This window comes from Actinomycetota bacterium, from assembly GCA_035697485.1.
GTDB lineage: Bacteria > Actinomycetota > UBA4738 > UBA4738 > HRBIN12 > JAOUEA01.
Genome location: DASSCU010000051.1, coordinates 42,186 through 65,412, shown reverse-complemented (window position 1 = coordinate 65,412; position 23,227 = coordinate 42,186). Strand labels below are relative to the sequence as shown.

The window sequence follows — 23,227 nt, the reverse complement described above, 5'->3', positions numbered from 1 at the left end:
TGAAGTTCGCCGACGCGGACCTGATCGGCTACCCGGTCCAGGTGATCGTGGGCAAGAAGGGGCTGGCCGCACAGCAGGTCGAGCTGAAGCTGCGCGCGACCGGCGAGCGTTCGAGCGCCCCCCTCGACGGTGTCGTGGCCGCGGTCCGGGAGCTGCTCGGGCGCCAGCCCGGCCACAGCGACGCGGCGACCGGCTAGCTCGCGCGCCCGCATCCGACGGCGCCTCGACCACCCCCGGGGCGTTTCCGCAGGTCGTGGGTATACTCGGGGTCGGACAGGAGTCGCAGAGGTGTGTTCGGAGGTGGGCTCGCGCCCACCTTCTCGTTCGTAAGGGAGGGCCGAGCGATGGATGTGGAAGCGCTGCTCGCGCCCCTGGTCGAGGCCGAAGGCTTCGAGCTGTACGACGTGACCCGCGGTCGTGACGGGGGCCGCAAGGTCCTGCGGGTCACCGTCGAGCGCCCCGGCGGGATCGATATCGACACGCTGAGCCGGCTCTCCGAGCGCGTCTCGCGCCACCTCGACGAGGTGGGCTACGAGACGGGCCCGTACGACCTGCAGGTCTCGTCGCCGGGGCTCGAACGCCCCCTGCGACGGCCGGAGCACTTCCGGCGCACGGTGGGACAGCAGGTGCAGGTGAAGACGACGACGCCCATGGCCGGATCGAGGACCCACACGGGCACGCTGCGAGCCGCCGACGACGAGGGCATCACCCTCGAGGTCGACGGCGACGAGCGCCGCCTGCCGCACGCCGCCATCGCGTCGGCGCGAACGGTCGTCGACTGGAGCGCCGAACTGAAGGGGAGCAACGCATGAACGCCGAGATGATCGCCGCATTGCGGGAACTGGAACGAGAGAAGGGCGTCGCCTTCGAGACGATCCTGCAAGGGCTCGAGGAGGCGATGGCCTCCGCCTACAAGACCTGGTGGAAGCAGGAGAACCCCGACGCCGACGACGACTTCGTGGGCTTCCGGGCCGAGATCGACTCCGAGAGCGGCGACCTGCGCATGTGGAAGCAGGACCTCGAGGAGATCGAGGTGCCGCCGACCGAGGAAGGCGCCGAGCCGACCCTCGAGATGAAGGTGCTCGGTGAGGAAGAGGTCGAGGTCACCGACGACTTCAAGGGGCGCATCGGCGCCCAGACCGCGAAGCAGGTGATCTTCCAGAAGCTCCGCGACGCCGAGCGCGAGATGACCTACGAGGAGTTCGCCGGTCGCGAGGGCGACGTTGTCACGGGCATCGTGCAGCAGCAGGAGCGCCGATACACCCTGCTCGACCTCGGGAAGGTCGAGGCCCTGTTGCCGCAGGCCGAGCAGGTGCCGACCGAGCCGTACCGCCACGGCGAGCGTCTCAAGGCCTACATCACCGAAGTGCGAAAGGGCACGAAGGGTCCGCAGATCGTCGTGAGTCGGTCGCACCCGGGGTTGCTGAAGGCGTTGTTCGCGATGGAGGTGCCCGAGGTCGAGGAGGGCATCGTCGTGATCAAAGCCGTCGCGCGAGAGCCCGGGCACCGATCGAAGATCGGGGTCCTCTCGAACGAGCCGGGGGTCGACCCCGTGGGCGCATGCGTGGGCCCCAAGGGCTCGCGCGTTCGCATGGTGGTCAACGAGCTGCGCGGCGAGAAGATCGACGTCGTGCCCTGGTCCGACAACTCGGCCGAGTTCGTCGCGAACGCGTTGCAGCCGGCCAAGGTGAAGGAGGTCCGCATCGACGAGAGCACGGGCACGGCCATGGTGATCGTGCCCGACTACCAGCTCTCGCTCGCGATCGGGAAGGAAGGGCAGAACGCGCGCCTGGCCGCTCGCCTGACCGGCTGGCGCATCGACATCAAGTCGGAGACCCAAGTGGCCGACGAGGCGCGCGCGGGCACCGCCGCGGCCGCCGCGCAGGCCGCCCCTGCTGAACCGGCCGCCGACGAGGTCGTGTCCGAGCCGTCCGAGCCCGCCGAGGCCGCTCCCGAGTCCGTCGAACCCGACGCCCCCGCCGAGGCAGCCGAGGAGGCGCCGGTCACGGAGTGAACACCGTGCCACGCGAGCCGATCCGCACCTGCGTCGGGTGTCGCGAGCGGGCGCCGAAGTCCGCGCTGGTGCGGGTCGCCGTCTCGACCGAGGGACCGGGGATCGATCGTGCCGGGACCGCCCCCGGGCGCGGTGCGTACGTGCATCGTGACCCGGCGTGCCTCGCGGCGGCGGGCCGCTCCGGGGTGCTGGGCAGGGCGCTGCGCACGGGTCTGGGTACTGACGAAGTCGGTAGGCTGATGCACGAGATCGAGCGGATGGGAGCGGCGTGAGGGTCCACGAACTGGCGAAGGAACTCGGGGTCACCAGCAAGGAGTTGCTGGTGACGTTGGAGCAGATGGGTGTGGCGGGCAAGTCCGCCTCGTCCAGCGTGCCCGAGGACCTCGTGCCGAGGTTGCGGGCCTCGGGTGGGAAGGCCACCGAGGCACCGAAGCGACGCGAGGTGCTCGAGCCGCCCCCGGCCCCGCGCAAGCCGAAGGCCAAGGCGAAGAAGGAACCCGCCCCTGCCCAGCCCGAGGTCGCGGCCGCCACGAGTGAGGAGTCGGCCGAGCAGCCCGCACCCGCGGCGCCGACCCCGGTGGCTCCCACGGCGGCCGCCCCGGCGGCTGCGGCCGCAACGGCCACCGAACCCGTCGTCGAGCCGACGCCCACGCCGACGCCCACGGGCGCCAGGAGACCGCCTCGCGTCGCTCGCACACCGGCCGAGCCGGCCGTGCCCACGCTTCGGGTCGTGCGAGGTGCGACGCCGCAAGACATCGCCGAGAAGGTCGGCAAAGGCCCCGCCGACATCGTGAAGATCCTCTTCATGGCCAAGGAGATGGCGACGGCGACCACGTCGTTGTCCGATGAGGCCATCGCACTGGTCGCGGACGAGCTCGGCATGGAAGCCGAGATCATCGGCCTCGAGGACGAGCTCGTCGCCGAGGAGGCCGACGAGGAGGCCGACGAGGCGCTGCTCGTCCCACGACCCCCGGTGGTCACCGTGATGGGGCACGTCGACCACGGGAAGACGAAGCTGCTCGACGCGATCCGCGAGACCGACGTCGTGGCCGGCGAGTTCGGCGGCATCACGCAGCACATCGGCGCCTATCAGGCGCACGTGGGCGACCGCGACATCACGTTCATCGACACCCCCGGCCACGAGGCCTTCACCGCGATGCGCGCCCGCGGCGCGCAGGTGACCGACATCGCGGTGCTGGTCGTGGCGGCCGACGACGGGGTGATGCCGCAGACGATCGAGGCCCTCGACCACGCGAAGGCGGCCGAGGTGCCGATCGTCGTCGCCGTGAACAAGGTCGACAAGGAGTCGGCCGACCCGACGCGCGTGCGTCAGCAGCTGGTCGAGCGGAGCCTGGTGCCGTCGGAGTGGGGCGGCGATACCGAGTTCGTCGACGTCTCGGCCAAGGCGAAGACGAACCTCGACACGCTGCTCGAGACGATCCTGCTCGTCGCCGATCTCGAGGAGCTCAAGGGCGTGCCCACAGGCCGGGCACGCGGCACCGTGATCGAGGCTCACCTCGACAAGGGTCGGGGCCCCGTCGCGACCGTGCTCGTGCAGCGCGGCACCCTCGACATCGGCGACGCCCTGGTCTCCGGCACCACCTACTGCAAGATCCGCGCGATGCAGGACGAGAACGGCACCGCCCTCGAAGTGGCGGGGCCGTCGAAGCCGGTGCAGCTGCTGGGGTGGGAGGCCGTCCCCGCGTCCGGCGACGAGTTCCGCGAGGTCGCCGACGAGCGCGAGGCGCGTCACGTCGCCAGCGAGCGTGAGGCGAAGGCCCGGGCGGCCGAGCTCGTGATCAGCCGACCGCCGACCCTCTCCGACCTGTTGCGCCAAGCCGAACGGGCCGAGATCCCGGAGCTCAACCTCGTGGTCAAGGCCGACGTGCAGGGCTCGCTGGGGGCGTTGACCGATGCGTTCCTCAAGCTGCCGCAGGACGAGGTGCGCGTGAACATCGTGCGCAGCGCCGCGGGCGGGATCACGGAGAACGACGTGTCGCTCGCGATGGCGTCCGACGCGATCGTGATCGGGTTCAACGTGCGCCCCGACAAGCAGGCCGTCGACCTCGCCGATCGGGAAGGGGTCGACATCCGCACGTACCGGGTGATCTACGACGCGATCGACGACATCAAGTCCGCGCTCTCGGGCATGCTGCCTCCCGAGAAGCAGGAGCACGAGCTCGGGCAGGCCGAGGTGCGCCAGACGTTCCGGGTGCCGAGGCTCGGGGTCGTGGCCGGCTGCTACGTCACCCAGGGCACGATCCCGCGTGACGCCCGCGTGCGACTCGTGCGCGACGGCATCGTCGTCTACGAGGGCAAGATCGGATCGCTGCGTCGGTTCAAGGACGACGTGAAGGACGTGGCCGCCGGGTACGAGTGCGGCATCGGGATCGAGGGGTACCAAGACCTCAAGGAGGGCGACGTGATCGAGGCCTTCGAGGTGCGCGAGGTGGCCCGCACGATCTGATGTTCGTCGCGCTGCAGCGCTTCGACCTGCGTATCCGCGATAGCCACTCCCTGAAGCAGAAACGCCACGTCGTGAAGGCGCTGACCGCGGCGCTCCGGCAACGATTCAACGTCTCCGTGGCCGAGGTCGACCACCAGGACCTGTGGCAACGGGCCTCGATCGCGATCGCGGTGGCCGGCGCCCAGGAGTACCACCTGCGGAAGGTCGTCGGCGAGATCGAGCGATTCGTCGACACGTGGCCCGCGGTCGAGGTTCTCCAGGTCGATGTGACGGTGCACGCCCCGGACGACTGAGCGCCGGTAGGCTGAAGTGATGACCCAGGGCGCTCGCATCGATCGCGTCGGCGAGGAATTCCGAGAGATCCTCGCCGAGGAGATCCCGAAGCTGAAGGATCCCCGCGTGGGGTTCGTCACCGTCGTGGGCGTGAAGGTCTCCCCCGACCTGCGACACGCCCGGGTGGCGTACACGTCGATGGGCGATGACAAGGCGAAGGCCGGCACGCGTGCAGCCCTGCGCTCCGCTCGACCGCACCTACGGGCGGTGATCGGGCGGCAGGTACGTCTCAAGTACTTGCCCGAGCTCGAGTTCGAGGAAGACACCACCTACGAGCAGGGTCGGCGCATCGACGAGCTGATCGCTGGTCTTCATCGCGCGGAGGACGAGCGATGACTCCGGACTTCGAGCGCGCCGCCCAGGTGCTCGCCGACGCGACCGAGGTCGCGCTCGCCTGTCACGTGAACCCCGACGCGGACGCCCTCGGCTCGATGCTCGGGCTCGCCGCCTTCCTGCGGTCGCGAGGGGTCGAAACCGTCTGCTCGTACCCGAACGAACCGCTCGAACTCCCGCGATGGGCCGAGATGCTGCCCGGCGCCGAGCGGTTGGTCCCGGCGAAGGAGTTCCCGAAGGAACCCGCGGTGATGGTCACGTGCGACTGCGCCGCGTTCGACCGGCTCGCTCAACTCGGGCACGTCGCGAACCGGGCGGGCGAGGTGATCTGGATCGACCATCACCGGTCGAACGACGGGCTGGGCTCGATCCCTCTCAACGATCCCGAGGCCTCGTCGACCTGCGAGATGGTCTTCCGTTTGATCGAGACGATGGGCGGTGACATGCCCGACGAGACGGCGGTCTGCCTGTACGCCGGCCTGGTCACCGACACGGGCAAGTTCCAGTACGAGGCCACCACCCCCGCGACGCTGCGTATCGCCGCCCGGCTCCGCGAGCACCCGTTCGATCACGCCCGGCTCGTGCAGGCGCTCTACGAGGACAATCCCGCCACCTACCTGCAACTCGTCGGAGTGGCGTTGGGACGGCTCGAGCACGTCGCCGACGCCGACCTCGTCTGGACCTACCTCACCCAGGCCGACCTGCAGGAGGCGGGCGTGCACCCGGCCGAGACCGACGACCTGATCGACGTGATCCGAACGGCGCGCGACGTCGATGTGGCGGCGATCGTGAAGCAGCAGAAGGACGGTCGCTTCAAGGTGAGTGCGCGCTCGCGCGGCGGGCACGATCTCGCGAAGGTCGCGGCGGCCTTCGGCGGCGGCGGCCACCGGCTCGCTGCCGGATACACGTCGACCCACGGTCCGGCCGAGACCGTCGACCGTCTCGCGAAGGCGCTCCGGGGCGAGCCCGTTCCCGCGTGAGCTTGCGCCCCGACACCGAGGGCGGACCCGAAGGGCTGCTGCTCGTCGACAAGCCGGCGGGTATCACGTCGCACGACGCCGTGGCGAAGGTTCGCCGGGCCCTCGGCACGAGGAAGGTCGGCCACTCGGGCACCCTCGACCCGATGGCAACGGGACTGCTGGTCATGGGCGTCGGCCGGGCCACCCGGCTCCTCCGCTTCCTCGGCGACCTGCCCAAGACGTACGAGGCCACGATGCGCCTGGGCATCGAGACCACGACCCTGGACGCCGACGGGGAGGTCACAAGGGTCGAGCCGGTCTCGGTCGACGATGATCGTCTGGCGGCCGCCGTCGCGTCGCTCGTCGGTGCGTCGATGCAGCGCCCTCCCGCATACTCGGCCGTCAAGGTAAGAGGTCGCAAGCTCTATGAGGCCGCCCGGACGGGGGACGTGCTCGAGGCCGCGCCGCGTCCGATCAGGGTCGACCGCTTCGAGGTACGGGCTCGGCGGGGCGACGACGTCGACCTCGGGGTCACCTGCGGTGGGGGGACCTACGTGCGGGTGCTCGCAGCCGACGTCGGGGCGGCCGTCGGGTGTGGGGCTCACCTCACGGCGTTGCGACGCACCGCGATCGGACCGTTCGACGTCGCGGACGCGACCGATCCGGACGACCCTGGAGCGCCACTGCCGATCGAGCAAACCGTCGCTCATCTCCCCTCCGTGCGTATCGACGCCGAGGAGGCCCGGGCGGCGGGACACGGCCGCGTCCTCGCGCCCGCGGGGATCGACGGCCCGTACGCCGTGCTCGACCCCGACGGACGGCTGATCGCGGTGTTCGAGGACGACGGACCCAAAGCGAAGCCGCTCGTCGTGTTGGTGCCTGGCTGAGCAGGCTCAGTCCAGTCCGGCGAAGAGCGAATCGATCGCCATCGCGAGGAGGACGAGTCCCCCGACCACGACGGCGGCCGTCAGGGCGATGCGCTGCAGATCCCAGGTCTGGATCGACACCGGCTCGTGCGGAGGGGCGAGCTCCTCGAACCGGTCCATGATCGGCCGAGGGTCCTGCTTCAGCCGGCTGGAGAGCTCGGTCGGCACCGCCATGCCGACGGCGCAGGCGAAGGCTTCGGCGATCTCGTCCGGCGTGAAGACGGCGGTGGCGCGCTCGTAAACACGGTCGGGGTCGGTCTGCAGCGCGAGGGTGAGCATCATGTTGGCGAGGTCGACCGCCTGGCGCCACGGCGTCGGACGAACCTCGAGGCCGGAGACATCGACCAGCTGCAGGTGCCCGTGCTGCACCAGCAGGTTCGCGGGCTTGATGTCGCGGTGAGCGATCCCGATGGCCCAGAACTGGCGGATCAGATGCAGGCCCTCGTCGATCACGACGTCGTCGATCTCGGAGTCGCCGAGGTTCTTCGCGTCCTCGAAGAACTCCGTGACGAGCATGTACTCGCGGTTCGGCGTCAGCTCCACGATGCCCCACGTGTGGGCCACGGTGACGTCGTTCATCGCGAGGTAGCGCAGAGCGTAGTCCTCGTACTCGGCCAGCCTGCGCACCGATCCGAAGGGGGTCTCGTCCTCGAGCTTGCCGTAGAGGATCGTGCGCCCCACGCGGTACCAGCGGTCGGCTCGCACGTGACTGGTCGCGTAGATCTTGCCGAAGACCCGCGATCCGTCGGCGAGCGTCATGCGGAGCGGGGACGATCCGCCCGAGCCCTCGAGCCCGAACGGCTCCACCTCGGTCACCTCGAGCCCGACCTGGTCGGCCATGGCGTGCTTCACGGCCTCGGCTCGCGCCCCTCCGAGGTCGAGGTGCGCGGCGTTCCCGCCATGCCGGTAGCTCACGGGGAACGACTCGTCGGGCACGAACCATCGGAACAACGTCTCGGACAGCACCCAGCTGAGGAGCGCCGCGTAGGCGACGTTCGACGGGTAGTCCGCCGCGAGATACAGGCGCGAGAGCGCGACCAGCACCACCACGATCCAGGCGGCGATCATCGCGCGCTTCCTTGCCCGGCCGGCCGGGGCCAGGACGAACGGCATCGCGAACATCGTGATCGCGAAGGCGGTCATCGGCCATGACGGGAAGCGGAAGTCCGTCGCGTCGATCAGGGGAGCGACGTCTCCGGGTGGGCGCTGCACATCGAGGAAGGTCAGCACCAGCCAGTCACTGACCACGAACGTGGCGAGCGCCACCACCAGGTGGCGGAAGCGCTTGGTCACGACCAACACGCCCGCCAACACGACCCGGAGGATCTGGACGGCGCCGAACGTGGTGAGCACGGCGATCAGCTTGGCGAAGTCGGTGAGGACAGGCGTACGGATGTCCTCGAAGGCACGGAGGACCGCATCGCCGAACGCGTGCGGCTGGTCGGAGTTGGCGACCCAGAGCTCGATCGCGACGCCGAGCAGCACCACGCCCACCAGCGCCCACCACCACCGGGCCGAACCCGACGGGCGCGGGAGTGGCGGTGGCTCGCCCGAGGGCCGACGCTGGCGATGCACGCGCCCGGCGGACGAGGGCGCGGTCGAGGTCGTGGCCTGCCGTTCCATCAGGCGGGAGCCTAGCGGAGTGGCGCCCGGCGAGTGGGTCCCGCGCACGGTGCGGAGGTCCTTCCGGTCGGGGCGCGCTATCCTCACCCGATGACCGAGCCTGCCGCCGCCGTTGCGGAGGAGTCGACGGCCGACGGAACCGCCAACGCCGCGAAGAAGCACTCGCCGGCCAGGCGGATCGTGTCGGGCGTCATCTCCCTCCTCATCGTCGGGGGCATCTTCTTCTTCGCGATCCCGAAGGTCGCCGACTATTCCGCGGTCTGGAAGGCGTTCGAGTCGCTCACCGGACTGGAGCTGCTCTCCCTGATCGCGGCCACGGTCTTCAACCTGTTCACCTACTGGTGGGCGAACATGGCCGCCCTCCCTGGCCTGAGGCTGAGCCGGGCGGCGGTGCTCACGCAGACCACGACGTCGGTTGCGAACACGCTGCCGGGGGGCGGGGCGATCGCGGTCGGCCTCACGTACACGATCCTCAAATCGTGGGGGTTCACGGGCACGGACGTCGCGCTGTACGTCGGCGTGACGGGGATCTGGAACATCTTCGTGAAGCTCGCGCTGCCGGTGATCTCGCTCGTCTTCCTCGTGATCGCCGGGGAGAGTGGGTCCGCCTACGTGGTCGCGGCGGTCGTCGGGGTGATCGTGCTGGCGATCGCGGTCGGCCTGCTCTCGGCGCTCTTCGTGAGCGAGCGTTTCGCCCGTCGTATCGGCGATGGGTTCGGCCGGATCCTCTCGTTCTTCCTGAAGCTGTTCGGGAAGCCGGCGAGGACCGACTCGGGCGATCGGGCGGTCATGTTCCGGGCCGACACGATCGGGCTGGTGGAGCGTCGTTGGGTGCGTCTGACGCTCACGACGATCCTGAGCCAGGTCGCCCTCTACTTGGTGTTGCTGCTCTCCCTGCGGAATATGGGGGTGTCCGAGCAGGACGTGAGCGCCGCCCAGGTGTTCGCGGTGTTCTCGTTCAGCCGGCTGCTCACCGCCGTGCCGATCACCCCGGGAGGGGTCGGGGTGATCGACCTCGGCTACATCGGTGGTCTCGCCGCCGCGGCGCCGGATGGCGAGAAGGCGGCCATCGTCGCCGCGGTGTTGATGTTCCGTGCCTTGACCTACGGCATCCAGATCCCGCTCGGGGCGTTCACCTACCTGATCTGGAAGGCCAAGAAGGACTGGCGGCGGGAGTCACCGAGCGACGCAGAGCAGCAGGCGTCTCCGGCCTAGGCCCCGAGGCATCAGGACAGCCGGGGGTCGAGCGGGTCGCCGGGCGGCGTCGGCGGCCGTGGGATCACACCTCGAGCACTGAGAGCGTTCGTCACCTCGGTCACGAGGGCTGCGGAGCCGATCGCGATGCCGGTGCCGAGCAGCACGCCGGTCACCACGTCGGAGAACCAGTGCGCCGACAGGTAGACCCGTGACAGCGCCATCACGAACGTGAACCCGACCGCGAGCAGCTCCCATTTGCGGCGCCGCTGCCCGGGTGGGAAGAACACCAGCACCAGGGAGACGGCGAGCGCGGCGCCGGCCACGGCATGCCCCGACGGGAACGAGAACCCGTTCGTCTCCACGAGGGGGTCAGGCGGACGCCCCCGGTGGAAGAAGATCTTCAGCCACGTGAGCACCGCCTCCGACGCGACCCACGCGAGCACGAAGGTCGAGAACGCCACCCATCGCCGCCGGAAGAGCAGCCACGTCGCGACCACGATGCGGAGGGGGATCGTGACGAGGCCGCCGCCCACGATGCTCAGGAACGTGAAGAACCCAGTGAGCACGCCGACACGCACGTCGTCTGCCCAGCGCTCGACCGTGGCGTCGAACTCGCCGATGAACGACACCGTGGTCAACGGCGCCAGCTCCTCGGGATGGCGCCCCACCGCGACGAGCATGAAGGCGAGGCACGCGAGCAGGCCGAGGGAGAAGCGGAAGGCTCGTCGGTGATCGGTCAGCATCGTCGGCGAGACTAGCCTGCGCACGGTGGCGCCCCGGCCCCGCAGACCGTGAGGTCGAGATCGCGACGGACCTCGGACACGATCGTTGCCCGCGGCAGCGTCGACACGGCGCGATCGGCCTCGATCACGAGGGCGGGTTCAGAGCCCTGAGCGAAGCGGTAGCGATACACGATGCACCCGCCGTCGAAGAGGAGCATCCGCGATCCGACGAACGGATCGAGACTCTCGGGCAACTGGTACGTCCGCATGCCGATCTCGTCGGGTGCCGGGGGGACCTCCACGGCCTCGCTGACGTCACAGCTCGCCATCAGCGCGATCTCGACGGCGTGGACCCCGGCTCGGTCGTGGTCGAGCCAGAGCGTGGTCCCGCTGTCGCGTATGAGCGACCCGGCGAACCGCCATCCGATCGGGAGCTCGGCGATGCAGGGGATCCGGGTGGCCGAGGGCACCGACTGAGCCTCCAGGACGAGGATCGAGCCGTCGAGGTGGGCGCAGACCGGCTGTTGCGGGATGTCCGCCGAACACGCGATCGCTCCCGACATCAGCGTGATCGAGAGCGCGATCGTGGGCCACCTCACGCGAACACCGTCCAGTTCGACACCAACAACCCGAGCACGATGAACGCCACGAGCACCACCCCGATCGTGAGCAGGATGCGCCGGACGCTCCATCGTTGGATCTTCATCGGCTCCCGTTCGGGCGCGAGCGCCTGGAACTCGGCCAGCAGGTCGCGGCCGTCCTCCTTCATCATCGTGCGTAGCTGGGTGGGGCTCGCCACGCCTCGGGTCGCGGAGAATGCCTCCGCGATCTCCTCCGGAGTGAACAAGCGCAAGGCGTGCTCGTACACGCGTTGCGCGTCGGAGCGCAGGCCGAGGACCATCATCATGTTCGCGAGGTCGACGGCCTGACGCCAGGGGGAGGGCCGTACCTGCACGAAGAAGACGTCGATCAGCTTCAGGTCTCCGCCGAGCACCATGAGGTTGGCGGGCTTGATGTCACGGTGGGCCAGACCCTCGTCCCACATCTCGCGCACGAGCCGCAGTCCTTGGTCGATCACGCGGTCGTCGACCTCCGCCTCGCCGATCTCGACGGCACCGACGAAGAACTCCATCACGATCATGTACTCGCGTTCGGGGGTGATCTCGACGACGCCGTACGGGCGCGGCACGGGCAGGTCGAGATCCTCCATCAGCCTGAGCGTGTAGTCCTCGTACTCCACGAACCGGCGCACCGTCTGGAACGGGGTCTCGTCCTCGAGCTTGCCGTACAAGATCGTGCGTCCGAGCTTGTACCAGCGATCGGCGCGGACGTGGTTCTTCGCGTACAGCTTCGCGAACAGCACCCGCTCCGTGCCGGAGCCTTCCTCGCGTACTCGCAATCGCAAGGGCGTTGAGCCGCCAGACCCTTCCAACCCCACGGGTTCCACGTCGAGCACGCGGTAGCCGAGCTGATCGCGGACGGCGGTGGCGATCGCTTCACCCCGTCGGCCTCCGACGTCGAGATGCGCCGACTTCCCGCGTCGATAGGTCACCGGGAAGACGTCGTTCGGCGCGAACCAGCGGAACGCAGTGAGCCCGATCGCGACCCCCAGCACGGCGCCGAAGATCGCGTCGGTGGGGTGGTCGACCGCGAGGTAGACCCGAGCGATGCCGACGACCAGGAGCACGCCTCCGGTGGCCCACTTCGAGGCCTCTCGCCACCGTCCGTGCGGGATCAACGAGTACGTGATGCCGACCAGGGTGACGGCGAGGCCGGCGAGCTGCCTCGACGGCATCCCGAAGTCCTGCCACGGCCCGATCGTGATCACGTCGAGCGGCCGCGGCCGGTGGATCGCCAGTGTCAGCCCGTACGTCACGAAGGCCTCGACGATCAGGGCGCCGATGAACACGAGCAGGTGACGCCACCGGCGGACCACGATCAGCGTCGCGATCGTGCCCCATCGCAGGATGCGGATCGCCCACCGGGACGTGAGGAGGGCGATCATCTCCATGACGTCGGTGAGAGGCTCAGCGCGCCACGAGGCGAACCATCGCAGCACCGCCGTGTCGACCCGCTCGAAGAGGCGTTCTGACGGCTCGAACAGCACGATGCCGATCACCGTGGCCAGGAAGTAGGCAGCCATGAACAGCCAGAACTTCCCGCTCTTCCCGAGCTCCCGCGGCAGTGGCGGCGCCTCGCCCGAGGGGCGCCGCCGCACGTCGGGACCGAGCTGGCGTCGTCGATGCTCGTGGGTGGTCTCGGTCGTCCGCTCGGCGGCGTCCATCTCGTTCCTCTTCCCTCGTCCGCGCGATGCTACCCGGAGGCGTTCCCGAGGTGGTGCTCGTCCAACCATCTGGCCGCCGCCACGGCCGGAGCGACGCCCGAGCTGACGAGGGCGTTGAGCGATCGGAGCTCGGTGGTGGTCAGCTCGGCCGACACCGCGTCGATCGCCTCGGTCAGTTCGGGGCCGAAGCGTTCCACGGCGTCACGTCGCACGAGCGGCGTCACGTTCTCCGCAGGCTGTAGGCGCCGATCGTCCTGCAGCAGCACGAGCCCGTGCTCCGCGAGGCTTCCGTCGCTCGTGAACAGCACCCCGACGTCCACCGTCCCCTGCTGGACCGCAGCAGCCGTGATCGGTCCGCCCGCGTCGAGGGGTAGGAACGACGCGAACTCCAGGCCGTAGGTCTGGGTGAGGCCGAGCAGGCAGAGGTCTCGCTCGGGGCACTCAGGCGGTCCTCCGAGCGTCATTGCGGAGGCGACCTTTCGCAGGTCGCTCACCGTTCGCAGCGCATGCTCCGTCGCGGTCTCGGTCGTGACCACGAGGCCGTTCCTGCTCTGGGCGGGAGCCGGGTCGAGAACTTCGATGTCGCGGGAGCCGAGCGAGACGCGCAGCGTCGCCAGCGACGAGTCCGGGTCGACCGAGGGCCGACCCCCCAAGAACGCGACCGCGCTTCCGGCGTACTCGGGCACGATCTCGATCAATCCCCGCTCGAGCGCCGGCAGCACGACCTCTCGTGCTCCGACGCGGCGGAGGTGTCGGACCTCGAAGCCCTGGGCTCGCAGCGCGCCGGCGTAGACCTCGGCGATCGTCTCGCTCTCGTCGAAGTCGAAGGACGCGATCGTGATCGCATCGTCCTCGAGCGTGTGGTCCACCGGTGTCGCCGGCCCACATGCGGCGATCGACGCCGTGATCATGACCAGCAGCACACCCATCGTCCTCGCGCCCATGCCGAGAACCGTACTCCAGCGACGGGCCGGGGGGTCGCGCCCGGGTGTCGCGTGGGACAGGCACAGGGGGACGTCGGCTAGGCTCTCGCGCGATGCAGGTCGTGCATGGGTTCGATGCGTTGCCGCTGCTGGAGGCACCCTCGGTCGTGACCGTCGGCTTCTTCGACGGCGTCCACCTCGGGCACCGGTCGGTGATCGACACCACGGTCGCTCGGGCCCGCGACCGCGGCATCGGTTCGATCGGCATCACCTTCGACCGCCACCCTCGCGAGATCCTGACCCCGGGCAACGAACCTCGTCTGCTGACCACGGTCGATCGAAAGGCGGCGCTCATCGGAGCGAGTGGGCTCGATGTTCTTCTGGTGCTCGAGTTCACCCCGGAGTTCTCGCACATCCTCGCGGAGGACTTCGTCCGCACCGTGCTCGTCGACGGCGTGCACGCACGGCACGCGGCGATGGGTGCGAACTTCACGTTCGGCTACAAGGCAGCGGGCACGGTCGCGATGCTGTCCGAGATGGGGGCCCGGTACGGCTTGACCGCCGAGGGGGTGCCGCTGTTCGAGCTCCATGGACGCACGGTATCGTCATCGTCGATCCGCGACGCCCTGGCCGCGGGCGAACTGACGTGGCCGGCCGAGGCGCTCGGGCGGCGCTTCGTGCTCGACGGCGAGGTGATCTCGGGGCACGGTCGCGGCAAGGGGCTCGGCTTCCCGACGGCGAACCTGCGGACCTGGCCGCGCCTGATGCTGCCGGGGCAGGGGATCTACGCGGGCGTGGCCGAACTCAGAGGTCGCCGGTACCGGGCCGCGATCGACGTCGGCACGAACCCCACGTTCGGCGTGGAGCCGCTGCACGTCGAAGCTTTCCTGCTCGATTTCGAGGGTGACGAGCTCCGCGGGGAGCCGCTCGCGATCGAGTTCTGGGAGCGTCTGCGCGACGAGATCCAGTACGAGTCGATCGACGAGCTGATCGCGGCGATCGCCGACGACGTCGAACGCACGCGGGCGATCGTGCACGACGATCAGCTCGACCGGTGACCGTCGCGGGGTCGGCGACCCGCCCGATCCTCCCGCAGCAGGCGCCACGCGAGCCGCATCATGTAGGCCAACGGGATCGTGATGCCGACCCGCTGCACGATGCCGTTGCCCGGGCGCACCACGTCCCGGGCGAAGTACGACATCACCCCGCTCGAGCCGATCGCCGCTCCCGCAGCCGGCAGGGCCAGGTCCCGCAGTTCGGGTTCGCGGCGCAGGCGAGCCGCGAGTGACAGGAGTCCGGCCGTCGCGCAGACGTGTCCGATCACCGAGGCGAGGTCGTGGGCGTCGTTCATCCACGACTGGCGTCCGATGGGCTCGCCCGGCATCGGCCAGTTCGACATGCGGTCGCGACGCATGCCCCCGGCGGCGCAGATCGCGAGCCCCGATGCGCCCAGCAGCGTGGGCCCGTTCCCGGCGTCACCGAGCCGACGTTCGAGCGAGGCCGCGAATCCGATCGCGCCGATGCCGAGCGCCCAGAAGCCTGCGGTCATGACGAACGGCGCGCTGGCGTCGGGGGCCGCGAGGCCGCTGATGTGCTCGTTCGCGGGCGAGTAGCTGGGCTGGCGGCGACTCGCGCCGATCCACGCGGTCGTGAACAACACGGGGCCGACCAGGCCGCACGCCTGGAGCAGGCGGTCACCGAGGGGAGGCATCGTCGCCATGGTAGTCACGGCCGGTCGGGCGTGGCCGTCCTGGGCCCGGACCGGATCGTGGGAGGATCCGCTCGTGCGGGTACGTGACCTGGTGATGCGCTCGATCGCTCGGCTCGCCGCCCTCGGGTGGTTCCGCTCGGTCGAGACGAGCGGGCTCGAGCGGGTGCCGTCACGCGGGCCGGTGCTCGTGGTCGCCAACCACGACGGGGGGTTCGTCGACCCCGTGCTGCTCGCCGCGACGCTCCCGCGGTTCCCGCGCTTCCTGGCGATGGCCGGCCTGTGGCGCACGGCGGCGAGGCCGTTCCTGTGGCTCGCGGGGGCGATCCCGGTCGTCCGCGCTTCCGACGGCGCGACATCGGCCAACGTGCGGGCGTTCGCCGCCTGCCACGACGTCCTCGCCGGCGACGGCGCGGTCGCGATCTTCCCCGAGGGACGGGCGAGCGACGAGGTACGGCTGCTGCCCGTGAAGACGGGGGCCGCCCGCATCGCGCTCGGCTCGCGCGCCGCCGGGGCCGAGGGTCTGCGGGTCGTGCCGGTCGGGCTGATCTACGAGAACAAGTCCACCGCGCGGGCGCGCGTCTACGTCCGCGTCGGCCTGCCGATCGACCTCGACACCGAGCTCAGGACCCTCGTGCCGCCGGGGGGCGACGCCGAGGACGACGATCGCGAGACGGTGGGCGCGCTCACCGCGGTGATCCGCGATCGACTCGCCGCCGTTGCCCTCGACTTCGACAGCGCGGCGCAGATGTCGTCGCTCGGGCTCGCCGCCACGATCGCCCTGCGGCCCCTCGACGCCGACCCCGGGTGGCGGCCCGCGTTCTCGGCCCGTGAGGATCTCACCACCCGGCTGGGCGATGCACCCGAGGCGCAGCAGGCAGCGGTCCGTGACGCCGCCGACGCCTATCGAGCTGCGCTGGAAGCGAACGCGATCTCCGATGCCGCGGTCGCCACCGACCCTCGACGGCACCGACGGGTGCACCTTGCGGGGTTGCTGGCCGCGGCGCTGCTCGCCGTGCCGGCCGTGGTGGGCGCGGTCGTCAACGCGGTGCCGGGAACCCTCTCCTGGCTCTCGGGGCGGCGTCCGATGGCGCCGGTGACCCGGGCGACCGTGAAGTTCTTGGTCGCGATCGTCTGCTTCCCGCTGACCTGGCTCATCGTCCGCTACCTGCCACCCGTGCGCGACACGGCGCACCCATGGTGGGTGACGGCGGTGATCGGCCCTGCCTGCGGCCTCGCGGCGGCGTGGCTGGGAGCGCGGCTGCGGCGCGCCCGGCGGGCCCGCGTCAACCTCCGGAGGCTCGCCGGCGTCGGCCCATCCCTCGACGACCTGCGTGCCCGACGCGACCGCCTCGTGGAGGCCGTGGGCGCCGTCACGGCCGAGGATCGGTTCGGTCAGGCCGGTGTTCCCGCTGGTAGGCTTGGTGACTGACCATGACGTTGACCAAGGAATCGAAGTCCCAGATCATCGCCGAGTACGCGCGGTCCGACGGCGATACCGGCTCGGCCGAGGTGCAGATCGCGGTGCTGACGACCCGCATCGCCGAGTTGACTGAGCATCTCAAGACCCACAAGCACGACCACGCGTCCCGCCGCGGCCTGCTTAAGATGGTCGGCCGTCGCCGCCGCCTCCTCGACTACCTCCGCAACGAGGACATCGAGCGGTACCGCGACGTGATCGCGCGTCTGGGCCTTCGCCGCTGAGGCTCGCGCAGCCGTTTCCGGCGCGGTTTCGCGTCGCCGGACGGCACGAAGGAGTGATGCGAACGACCCAACGACCCGCCGGAGGCGGGATCCAGGTCGGTAATCAGTAGCGAGCCTCCGGACGGCTCCACGGCTTCGGCCGGGCGCCCGGCGGCCCACCACTGAGGATCGGCCGACCCGCCTCCTTCCGTACCGCGCACGCCCGATGCGTGCGCCACACCAAGGAGGAAGGCCACATGGCCACCATCACCAAGTCCCACGCGTTCGGCGACCGGGACATCACGCTCGAGACCGGCCGCATGGCCAAGCTCGCCGACGGCGCCGTCGCCGTCACCTACGGCGAGACCCAGGTCCTCGCCACCTGCGTCAGCAGCAACCCTCGCGAGGGCATCGACTTCTTCCCGCTCACGATCGATGTGGAAGAGCGCATGTACGCCGCGGGCAAGATCCCCGGCAGCTTCTTCCGCCGCGAGGGCCGGCCATCGGAGACCGCGATCCTGACCTGTCGGCTGATCGACCGCCCGCTGCGGCCGACGTTCAAGGACGGGTTCCGCGACGAGGTGCAGGTGATCATCACCGTGCTGGGAGTCGACGGGGAGAACCCGTACGACATCCCCGCGATGAACGCCGCCTCGGTCGCCACATGCCTTGCCGGCCTGCCGTTCGACGGCCCGGTCGCCTCGGTGCGTATGGGCCTGATCGACGGGCAGTGGGTCGTGAACCCCACGTTCCAGCAGGTCGAGGAGGCGACGTTCGACGTGGTCGTCGCCGGCCGCAAGAACGACGCCGGTGAGATCGACGTGCTGATGATCGAGGGCGAGGCGCCCGACAACACCTGGGACCTGCTCGCGGGAGGCGCCGCCGCACCGACCGAGGAGACCGTCGCCGAGGGGCTCGAGGCGGCGAAGCGCGCGATCGATGAGCAGATCGGCTTCCAGCAGGCGTTCGTCGACGAAGCCGGGGTCACCGAGCAGGAGTGGACCCCGCGTCCGCTCTACGGCGACGACGTCTACGAGATCGTCTCGTCCTTCGCGGCCGACCGTCTCGGCGAGGCGATCGTGCCCGACAAGGCCGAGCGCGAGGAGAAGCTCGACGCGCTGAAGGCGGAGGCGAAGGAGCACCTCGCCGTCCGGCTGGGCGAGGACGGGATCGACCGGCTCGGGGAGTTCGGGGCCGCGTGGAAGCAGGTGCAGAAGAAGGTGATGCGGGCCCGCGTGATCAAGGAGGGCATCCGCCTCGACGGCCGCACGCCCACCGAGATCAGGCCGCTGTCCGCAGAGGTCGGTGTGCTCAAGCGCGCGCACGGCTCGGCACTGTTCAGCCGCGGCGACACGCAGGTGCTGAACATCACGACCCTCGGCATGCTCCGCATGACGCAGATGATCGACACGCTCGACCTCGAGGACACGAAGCGGTACATGCACCACTACAACTTCCCGCCGTTCTCGACCGGCGAGACGGGCCGCGTCGGCTCGCCACGCCGCCGAGAGATCGGTCACGGCGCGCTCGCCGAACGCGCTCTGATCCCGGTGGTGCCGCACGAGGACGAGTTCCCTTACGCGCTGCGGCTCGTGAGCGACGTGCTGAGCTCGAACGGCTCCACGTCGATGGCGAGCGTCTGCGGTTCGACGCTCTCGTTGATGGACGCTGGCGTGCCGATCAAGGCGCCGGTCGCGGGCATCGCGATGGGCATGATCGCCGACGACGGCGCGTTCGTGACCCTCACCGACATCCTGGGCGCCGAGGATGCGCTCGGCGACATGGACTTCAAGGTCGCCGGCACGCGCGAGTTCGTCACCGCGATCCAGCTCGATATGAAGGTCACGGGGCTCCCCGGCTCCGTGCTGGCCGATGCGCTGAAGCAGGCGCGCGAGGCCCGCTTCCAGATCCTCGACGTGATGGAGGCCGCGATCCCCGCCCCGCGCGAGGAGGTCAACGCGAAGGCGCCACGCATCATCTCGATCCAGATCCCGGTGGACAAGATCGGTGAGGTGATCGGCCCGAAGGGCAAGCGCATCAACGAGATCATCGCGATGACCGGCGCCGACATCGACATCCAGGACGACGGCACGGTGCTGATCGGCTCCACGCTCGGCGCCGAGGGCGCCGACGAGGCGTCGCGCATGATCGACGAGATCGCGAACCCGCGCCCGGTGCTCGTGGGCGAGCAGTACGAGGGCACCGTGGTGAAGACCACCACGTTCGGCGCCTTCGTGAACCTCGTGCCCGGACGCGACGGGCTCGTGCACATCTCGAAGCTCGGCAAGGGCAAGCGCCTCAGCAGCGTCGAGGAGGCCGTGAAGGAGGGTGAACACCTCACGGTGCTCGTGGAGGACATCGACTCCCAAGGCAAGATCAGCCTGAAGCCGGTCGGCGAGGAGTGGGCGATCCCCGAGGGTCAGGGAAAGGAATCGGGAAGCGACGCCGGCGGCGGTCGCGATCGCGGCAGCCGCGATCGCGGACGGGACCGGGGCGGCCGAGGCGGCGACCGCGGCGACCGCGGCGAGCGCCGGGGCCGGCGCTTCCGCGACGAGCAGGGAGCGGAGCGGAGCAACCCGCCCGCGGCCTCCGACGCGCCACCGGCCCCCGACGCGCCGGCAGGCGAGTAGCCGCCAGCCGGTCACTCCGATATGCCCATCGAACGGACCGAGTTCAGCTCGGGCCTGCGGGTCGTCACGGAGCGGATGCCAGGCGTCCGCTCCGTGTCGCTCGGCTTCTGGGTGCTCGCCGGATCGCGTGACGAGCGGCCGCGGATCAGCGGTTCCAGCCACTTCCTCGAGCACCTGCTGTTCAAGGGCACCGACCGGCGCACCGCGCTCGAGATCGCGGAGAACTTCGACGCCGTCGGGGGCGACGTGAACGCGTTCACCGCCCGTGAGTACACGTGCTACTACGCGCGGGTGCTCGACGGCGACCTCGAGATGGCCGTCGATCACCTGGCGGACATGGTCCAGCACTCGGTGATCAGGGCCGACGACCTCGATGCGGAGCGTCAGGTGATCCTCGAGGAGATCAACATGCACGAGGACTCACCCGAGGACGTCGTGCACGACCTGTACACGCAGACGCTGTGGCCCGAGCACCCACTCGGACGGCCGATCCTCGGCACGGTGGAGACGATCCTCGCCGCGAACCGCGCCTCCGTGCGACGGTTCTACGGACGCCACTATCTGCCCGGGAACCTCGTCGTCGCCGCGGCCGGGAACTTGCGCCACGACGACCTGATCCGCATGCTGAAGCAGCGCATGGACACCGGGCGGCGGCTATCCGCCCGGGATACGTCCGTCTGGAACCTGCGGGCACCGGGACGGACTCCGAAGCCGTCGGGCAAGCACCTCGTGAAGCGGCGCAAGACCGAGCAAGCGCACATCTGCCTCGGCACGAACGGGCTGGCGCGCAATGATCCCGATCGGTTCGCGTTCCTCGTCGTGAACACCGCCCTCGGCGGTGGCATGTCCTCGAGGCTGTTCCAGGAAGTGCGCGAGAAACGCGGCCTCGCCTACACGGTCTACAGCTATCACGCCCAGTACACGGAGGCGGGCCTCTTCTCCGCGTACGCGGGCACGACGCCGAGTCGCGCGCAGGAGGTCGTCTCGCTGCTCCGGCGTGAGCTCGAGATCGTACGCGACGGGGGGTTGACCGAGGAGGAGTTCGAGCGGGCGAAGGGACACGTGAAGGGTTCCATGGTGCTCTCCCTGGAGGATCCGGGCGGCCGCATGAGCCGGCTCGGGAAGTCCGAGATCGCCCACGGCGAGATCCTCTCCGTCGACCAGGCGCTCCGCCGCATCGACCACGTCACGCTCGACGATGCGCATCGTGTCGCCGAGCGGGTACTGTCGCAGCCGATGACGCTCACGGTGCTCGGCCCCTTCGTCGCCTCATCGTTCCGGGAGGTCATGGCGTGATCCGTGTCGGGGTCGTCGGCGCCACGGGCCGCATGGGTCGCGAGGTCTGCCGGGCCGTCGCGGCCGACCCCGACCTGGCTCTGGTGGCCGCCGTGTCGCACTCGGCACCGGGTGCATCGCTCGCCGACGCGATCGGGCTCGACGGCGAGGCGGGCGCTGTCGTGCTCGCCGAGCATCTCGATCGGGTCCGCGACGCGGGCCCCGATGTGCTCGTCGACTTCACGGCACCCGCGTACGCCTCGGATCACGTCGCCTGGGGTATCGCCAACGGCGTTCACGTCGTGGTCGGCACCACCGGGTTCGAGATCGACGAGGAGTGGCGTGAGGCGCCCGTGGGCGTCGTCGTCGCTCCGAACTTCGCGATCGGCGCCGTGCTGCTGATGCGCTTCGCCGAGCAGGCCGCCCGTCACCTCCCTTCCGCCGAGGTGATCGAGCTCCATCACGACGGGAAAGCCGACGCGCCGAGCGGCACGGCTCTGCTGACGGCCAGGCGCATCGGGGCCACACGGGCGGGCGGCACGACCGCGCGGGGCGGTGACGATGCGTTCCCCGGAGCGCGGGGCGCCGACGTCGGCGGCGTACGGGTGCACTCCGTGCGGCTGCCGGGGCTCGTCGCGCACCAGGAGGTGATCTTCGGCGGACAGGGGCAGACCTTGACGCTGCGTCACGACTCGACCGACCGAACGTCGTTCATGCCTGGCGTGCTACTCGCGATCAAGGCCGCTCCGACGAGACCGGGTCTCACGGAGGGGCTGGAGCCACTGCTGGAGCTCACGTGAGCAAGCGGCTGGCGGTGGTCGTCGCCCACCCCGACGACGACACCGACGCGTGTGCTGCCACCGTCGCTCGACACGCCGAGGACCCACGTTCACGCGACGAGCGGGGAGGCGGGCGAGATCTCCGATCCGACGCTCGTGACGAGGGCGACGCTCGGCGAGGCGGGGACCTCGACACGACGCCGAGGACCGGCGTATCGAAGTCGGCACGGGGCGAGCGCGGCGTGATCGCCTGGCCACAGTGGCGTCCGGGCGGCCCCGTGATCACCGACGTCTTCGAGGGGCTCGACTAACCCCCCACTCCCTGCACCACGAACGCGACCCCGATCGCGAGCAGCAGCACCGACAGCCCGGCCCTCGTCCACACGAGCGCCCGTTCGCCGAGCAGCGCCCGGCTGCCCGTGCCGACCAGGGCCGATCCGAAGTCGGTCAGCGAGACGCCGAGGGTCATCGCGACCGCGGTGAACAGCGCGACGTCGCGTCCACCGTGGGCGCTGGCCTCCGCCATCACCGCTGCCGCCGTGGTGGCGAAGAAGATCCAGGCGCCGGGGTTCACGATCACGAGGACGACGCCGCGTGCGGAGGGCCCCAGACGGGAGCCGGTCGGCTCGACGGTGGGCGCGCCGACCGACTCGCGCCGCAGGCCGCGGAGCTCGTTCACCGCGAGGTAGACGAGGAAGCCCCCGCCGACGATGCGGAGGCCCCGGACGAGCTCCGGCGACGGTTCCACGGTCGAGAACCCCAACGCCAGCGTGACGAGCACGACGAACAGCATGCCGTTGGCGCCGAGCATCACCCGGAACCCCTGTCCGATCCCGTGGCGCGCCGTCTCGTTCAGGATCAGGAGCTGGACCGGCCCGGGCGCGGCGCCGAGGGCAGCGCCGAGCGCGAAGGCCGGCACGACGTGATCGCTCCAGGCGTTCACGGGCCGGCCCTACCCTGCCCGGGGTCCGTCGAGAAGCGCAGCTCCTCGACCGTGATCGAGCCGTCGGCGTCGCGGCGCACGAGGATCCCCTCGCACTCGCGGAACGGCGCCACCTCGGCGCCGGTGAGGCCGAACGCGGCGCGTTCCACCAGAGGGGTGTGGCTGATCGCGAGGCCCGTGCCGCCCTCGGGAAGCTGGTCGAGCAGGGCCAACACTCCGGCGGCCATGCCCTCCGGGCTGCCGCCGCTCGCATCGTGCCCTCCGAGCCCGGGCACCACGGCGTGGTCGGGGAGTTGCTGCATCGCCCCGCGCAGGAACCACGCGGCGGTCTCGGCCGCCCGTCCGGTGGGGGAGACGAAGACCCGGTCGTAGCTGCGAGTGGTGGCGCGGCCGATGTCTTCCGCCATGGCGCGCCCCTCGGCCGTCAG

Annotated in this window: 25 protein-coding genes; 17 read left to right on the top strand and 8 right to left on the bottom strand. The window is 70.2% G+C overall.

Annotated elements, in window-relative coordinates; all coding sequences use genetic code 11:
- The 9 genes from VFI59_13335 to truB all read left to right on the top strand — a co-directional run.
- On the top strand, positions 1-197 hold a 197-nt coding region (locus VFI59_13335; GenBank protein HET6714678.1), incomplete at its 5' end, for a His/Gly/Thr/Pro-type tRNA ligase C-terminal domain-containing protein.
- A gap of 147 nt (positions 198-344) precedes the next feature.
- On the top strand, positions 345-812 hold the full coding sequence (gene rimP, locus VFI59_13330) for a ribosome maturation factor RimP (GenBank protein ID HET6714677.1): 468 nt from the start codon (positions 345-347) through the stop codon (positions 810-812).
- A complete protein-coding gene (gene nusA / locus VFI59_13325; protein ID HET6714676.1) occupies positions 809-2,014 on the top strand; it encodes a transcription termination factor NusA in 1,206 nt (401 codons plus the stop codon). The genes rimP and nusA overlap by 4 nt, the downstream gene beginning before the upstream one ends.
- Positions 2,011-2,286, top strand: a complete 276-nt coding sequence (locus VFI59_13320) for a YlxR family protein (protein HET6714675.1) — start codon at positions 2,011-2,013, stop codon at positions 2,284-2,286. Before nusA ends, VFI59_13320 begins: the two co-directional genes overlap by 4 nt.
- Entirely contained in the window at positions 2,283-4,481 is a 2,199-nt protein-coding gene (infB, locus tag VFI59_13315) for a translation initiation factor IF-2 (GenBank protein ID HET6714674.1), read from the top strand. Before VFI59_13320 ends, infB begins: the two co-directional genes overlap by 4 nt.
- Entirely contained in the window at positions 4,481-4,774 is a 294-nt protein-coding gene (locus tag VFI59_13310) for a DUF503 domain-containing protein (GenBank protein ID HET6714673.1), read from the top strand. Before infB ends, VFI59_13310 begins: the two co-directional genes overlap by 1 nt.
- A 19-nt stretch (positions 4,775-4,793) precedes the next feature.
- Positions 4,794-5,150, top strand: a complete 357-nt coding sequence (gene rbfA / locus VFI59_13305; protein HET6714672.1) for a 30S ribosome-binding factor RbfA — start codon at positions 4,794-4,796, stop codon at positions 5,148-5,150.
- Positions 5,147-6,127, top strand: coding sequence for a bifunctional oligoribonuclease/PAP phosphatase NrnA (locus VFI59_13300; protein HET6714671.1), 981 nt, complete (start codon positions 5,147-5,149; stop codon positions 6,125-6,127). Before rbfA ends, VFI59_13300 begins: the two co-directional genes overlap by 4 nt.
- On the top strand, positions 6,124-6,993 hold the full coding sequence (gene truB, locus VFI59_13295) for a tRNA pseudouridine(55) synthase TruB (protein HET6714670.1): 870 nt from the start codon (positions 6,124-6,126) through the stop codon (positions 6,991-6,993). Before VFI59_13300 ends, truB begins: the two co-directional genes overlap by 4 nt.
- 6 nt (positions 6,994-6,999) lie before the next feature.
- On the opposite strand, the gene VFI59_13290 is transcribed toward truB, so the two are convergent.
- Positions 7,000-8,655 (bottom strand): hypothetical protein, encoded by a 1,656-nt coding sequence (locus tag VFI59_13290; GenBank protein HET6714669.1) that lies wholly within the window; start codon positions 8,653-8,655, stop codon positions 7,000-7,002.
- 90 nt (positions 8,656-8,745) lie between these two features.
- Between VFI59_13290 and VFI59_13285 the strand changes: the two genes are divergently transcribed.
- The gene (locus VFI59_13285; protein HET6714668.1) at positions 8,746-9,870 is read left to right on the top strand and encodes a lysylphosphatidylglycerol synthase transmembrane domain-containing protein; all 1,125 of its coding nucleotides are present in this window, start codon (positions 8,746-8,748) and stop codon (positions 9,868-9,870) included.
- 11 nt (positions 9,871-9,881) lie between these two features.
- On the opposite strand, the gene VFI59_13280 is transcribed toward VFI59_13285, so the two are convergent.
- Genes VFI59_13280 through VFI59_13265 form a run of 4 tightly spaced genes read right to left on the bottom strand, consistent with a single transcriptional unit; the run spans position 9,882 to position 13,802 of the window.
- The gene (locus tag VFI59_13280; GenBank protein ID HET6714667.1) at positions 9,882-10,595 is read right to left on the bottom strand and encodes a phosphatase PAP2 family protein; all 714 of its coding nucleotides are present in this window, start codon (positions 10,593-10,595) and stop codon (positions 9,882-9,884) included.
- Between the two features lie 11 nt (positions 10,596-10,606).
- The gene (locus VFI59_13275; GenBank protein HET6714666.1) at positions 10,607-11,173 is read right to left on the bottom strand and encodes a hypothetical protein; all 567 of its coding nucleotides are present in this window, start codon (positions 11,171-11,173) and stop codon (positions 10,607-10,609) included.
- Positions 11,170-12,858 carry a phosphatase PAP2 family protein gene (locus tag VFI59_13270; GenBank protein ID HET6714665.1) on the bottom strand — a complete coding sequence of 563 codons (1,689 nt, stop codon included), beginning with the start codon at positions 12,856-12,858 and terminating at the stop codon, positions 11,170-11,172. The genes VFI59_13275 and VFI59_13270 overlap by 4 nt, the downstream gene beginning before the upstream one ends.
- Before the next feature lie 29 nt (positions 12,859-12,887).
- The gene (locus VFI59_13265) at positions 12,888-13,802 is read right to left on the bottom strand and encodes an ABC transporter substrate-binding protein (protein ID HET6714664.1); all 915 of its coding nucleotides are present in this window, start codon (positions 13,800-13,802) and stop codon (positions 12,888-12,890) included.
- A gap of 92 nt (positions 13,803-13,894) precedes the next feature.
- Between VFI59_13265 and VFI59_13260 the strand changes: the two genes are divergently transcribed.
- Complete coding sequence (locus tag VFI59_13260; GenBank protein HET6714663.1) at positions 13,895-14,839, top strand: bifunctional riboflavin kinase/FAD synthetase; 945 nt, start codon at positions 13,895-13,897, stop codon at positions 14,837-14,839.
- Here the strand turns inward: VFI59_13260 and VFI59_13255 are convergent.
- Complete coding sequence (locus tag VFI59_13255; GenBank protein HET6714662.1) at positions 14,824-15,492, bottom strand: DUF998 domain-containing protein; 669 nt, start codon at positions 15,490-15,492, stop codon at positions 14,824-14,826. The two genes, VFI59_13260 and VFI59_13255, sit on opposite strands and share 16 nt — an antisense overlap.
- A 73-nt stretch (positions 15,493-15,565) precedes the next feature.
- On the opposite strand from VFI59_13255, the gene VFI59_13250 reads away from it, so the two are divergent.
- The 6 genes from VFI59_13250 (at position 15,566) to VFI59_13225 (ending at position 22,167) form a co-directional block, all read left to right on the top strand.
- Positions 15,566-16,921: a 1-acyl-sn-glycerol-3-phosphate acyltransferase gene (locus tag VFI59_13250; GenBank protein ID HET6714661.1), complete on the top strand. Its 1,356-nt coding sequence runs from the start codon at positions 15,566-15,568 to the stop codon at positions 16,919-16,921.
- A 2-nt stretch (positions 16,922-16,923) separates the two neighbouring features.
- Positions 16,924-17,193: a 30S ribosomal protein S15 gene (rpsO, locus tag VFI59_13245; GenBank protein HET6714660.1), complete on the top strand. Its 270-nt coding sequence runs from the start codon at positions 16,924-16,926 to the stop codon at positions 17,191-17,193.
- 236 nt (positions 17,194-17,429) lie between these two features.
- On the top strand, positions 17,430-19,802 hold the full coding sequence (locus VFI59_13240) for a polyribonucleotide nucleotidyltransferase (GenBank protein ID HET6714659.1): 2,373 nt from the start codon (positions 17,430-17,432) through the stop codon (positions 19,800-19,802).
- 21 nt (positions 19,803-19,823) lie between these two features.
- A complete protein-coding gene (locus tag VFI59_13235) occupies positions 19,824-21,098 on the top strand; it encodes a pitrilysin family protein (GenBank protein ID HET6714658.1) in 1,275 nt (424 codons plus the stop codon).
- Positions 21,095-21,877 (top strand): 4-hydroxy-tetrahydrodipicolinate reductase, encoded by a 783-nt coding sequence (gene dapB, locus VFI59_13230; protein ID HET6714657.1) that lies wholly within the window; start codon positions 21,095-21,097, stop codon positions 21,875-21,877. Before VFI59_13235 ends, dapB begins: the two co-directional genes overlap by 4 nt.
- Positions 21,874-22,167: a hypothetical protein gene (locus VFI59_13225; GenBank protein ID HET6714656.1), complete on the top strand. Its 294-nt coding sequence runs from the start codon at positions 21,874-21,876 to the stop codon at positions 22,165-22,167. Before dapB ends, VFI59_13225 begins: the two co-directional genes overlap by 4 nt.
- On the opposite strand, the gene VFI59_13220 is transcribed toward VFI59_13225, so the two are convergent.
- Positions 22,164-22,799: a LysE family transporter gene (locus VFI59_13220; GenBank protein ID HET6714655.1), complete on the bottom strand. Its 636-nt coding sequence runs from the start codon at positions 22,797-22,799 to the stop codon at positions 22,164-22,166. The genes VFI59_13225 and VFI59_13220 overlap by 4 nt on opposite strands.
- Complete coding sequence (locus VFI59_13215; GenBank protein ID HET6714654.1) at positions 22,796-23,206, bottom strand: hypothetical protein; 411 nt, start codon at positions 23,204-23,206, stop codon at positions 22,796-22,798. Before VFI59_13215 ends, VFI59_13220 begins: the two co-directional genes overlap by 4 nt.
- Positions 23,207-23,227: the final 21 nt, after the last annotated feature.

Bases quoted from the DNA above. Each gene is read 5' to 3' on its own strand.
- rpsO (HET6714660.1), top strand. From the start codon at position 16,924: ATGACGTTGACCAAGGAATCGAAGTCCCAGATCATCGCCGAGTACGCG.
- VFI59_13260 (HET6714663.1), top strand. From the start codon at position 13,895: ATGCAGGTCGTGCATGGGTTCGATGCGTTGCCGCTGCTGGAGGCACCC.
- VFI59_13215 (HET6714654.1), bottom strand. From the start codon at position 23,206: ATGGCGGAAGACATCGGCCGCGCCACCACTCGCAGCTACGACCGGGTC.
- VFI59_13240 (HET6714659.1), top strand. From the start codon at position 17,430: ATGGCCACCATCACCAAGTCCCACGCGTTCGGCGACCGGGACATCACG.
- nusA (HET6714676.1), top strand. From the start codon at position 809: ATGAACGCCGAGATGATCGCCGCATTGCGGGAACTGGAACGAGAGAAG.
- VFI59_13285 (HET6714668.1), top strand. From the start codon at position 8,746: ATGACCGAGCCTGCCGCCGCCGTTGCGGAGGAGTCGACGGCCGACGGA.
- rbfA (HET6714672.1), top strand. From the start codon at position 4,794: ATGACCCAGGGCGCTCGCATCGATCGCGTCGGCGAGGAATTCCGAGAG.
- VFI59_13300 (HET6714671.1), top strand. From the start codon at position 5,147: ATGACTCCGGACTTCGAGCGCGCCGCCCAGGTGCTCGCCGACGCGACC.
- VFI59_13280 (HET6714667.1), bottom strand. From the start codon at position 10,595: ATGCTGACCGATCACCGACGAGCCTTCCGCTTCTCCCTCGGCCTGCTC.
- rimP (HET6714677.1), top strand. From the start codon at position 345: ATGGATGTGGAAGCGCTGCTCGCGCCCCTGGTCGAGGCCGAAGGCTTC.
- VFI59_13310 (HET6714673.1), top strand. From the start codon at position 4,481: ATGTTCGTCGCGCTGCAGCGCTTCGACCTGCGTATCCGCGATAGCCAC.
- VFI59_13270 (HET6714665.1), bottom strand. From the start codon at position 12,858: ATGGACGCCGCCGAGCGGACGACCGAGACCACCCACGAGCATCGACGA.
- VFI59_13290 (HET6714669.1), bottom strand. From the start codon at position 8,655: ATGGAACGGCAGGCCACGACCTCGACCGCGCCCTCGTCCGCCGGGCGC.
- VFI59_13235 (HET6714658.1), top strand. From the start codon at position 19,824: ATGCCCATCGAACGGACCGAGTTCAGCTCGGGCCTGCGGGTCGTCACG.
- VFI59_13255 (HET6714662.1), bottom strand. From the start codon at position 15,492: ATGCCTCCCCTCGGTGACCGCCTGCTCCAGGCGTGCGGCCTGGTCGGC.
- VFI59_13265 (HET6714664.1), bottom strand. From the start codon at position 13,802: ATGGGCGCGAGGACGATGGGTGTGCTGCTGGTCATGATCACGGCGTCG.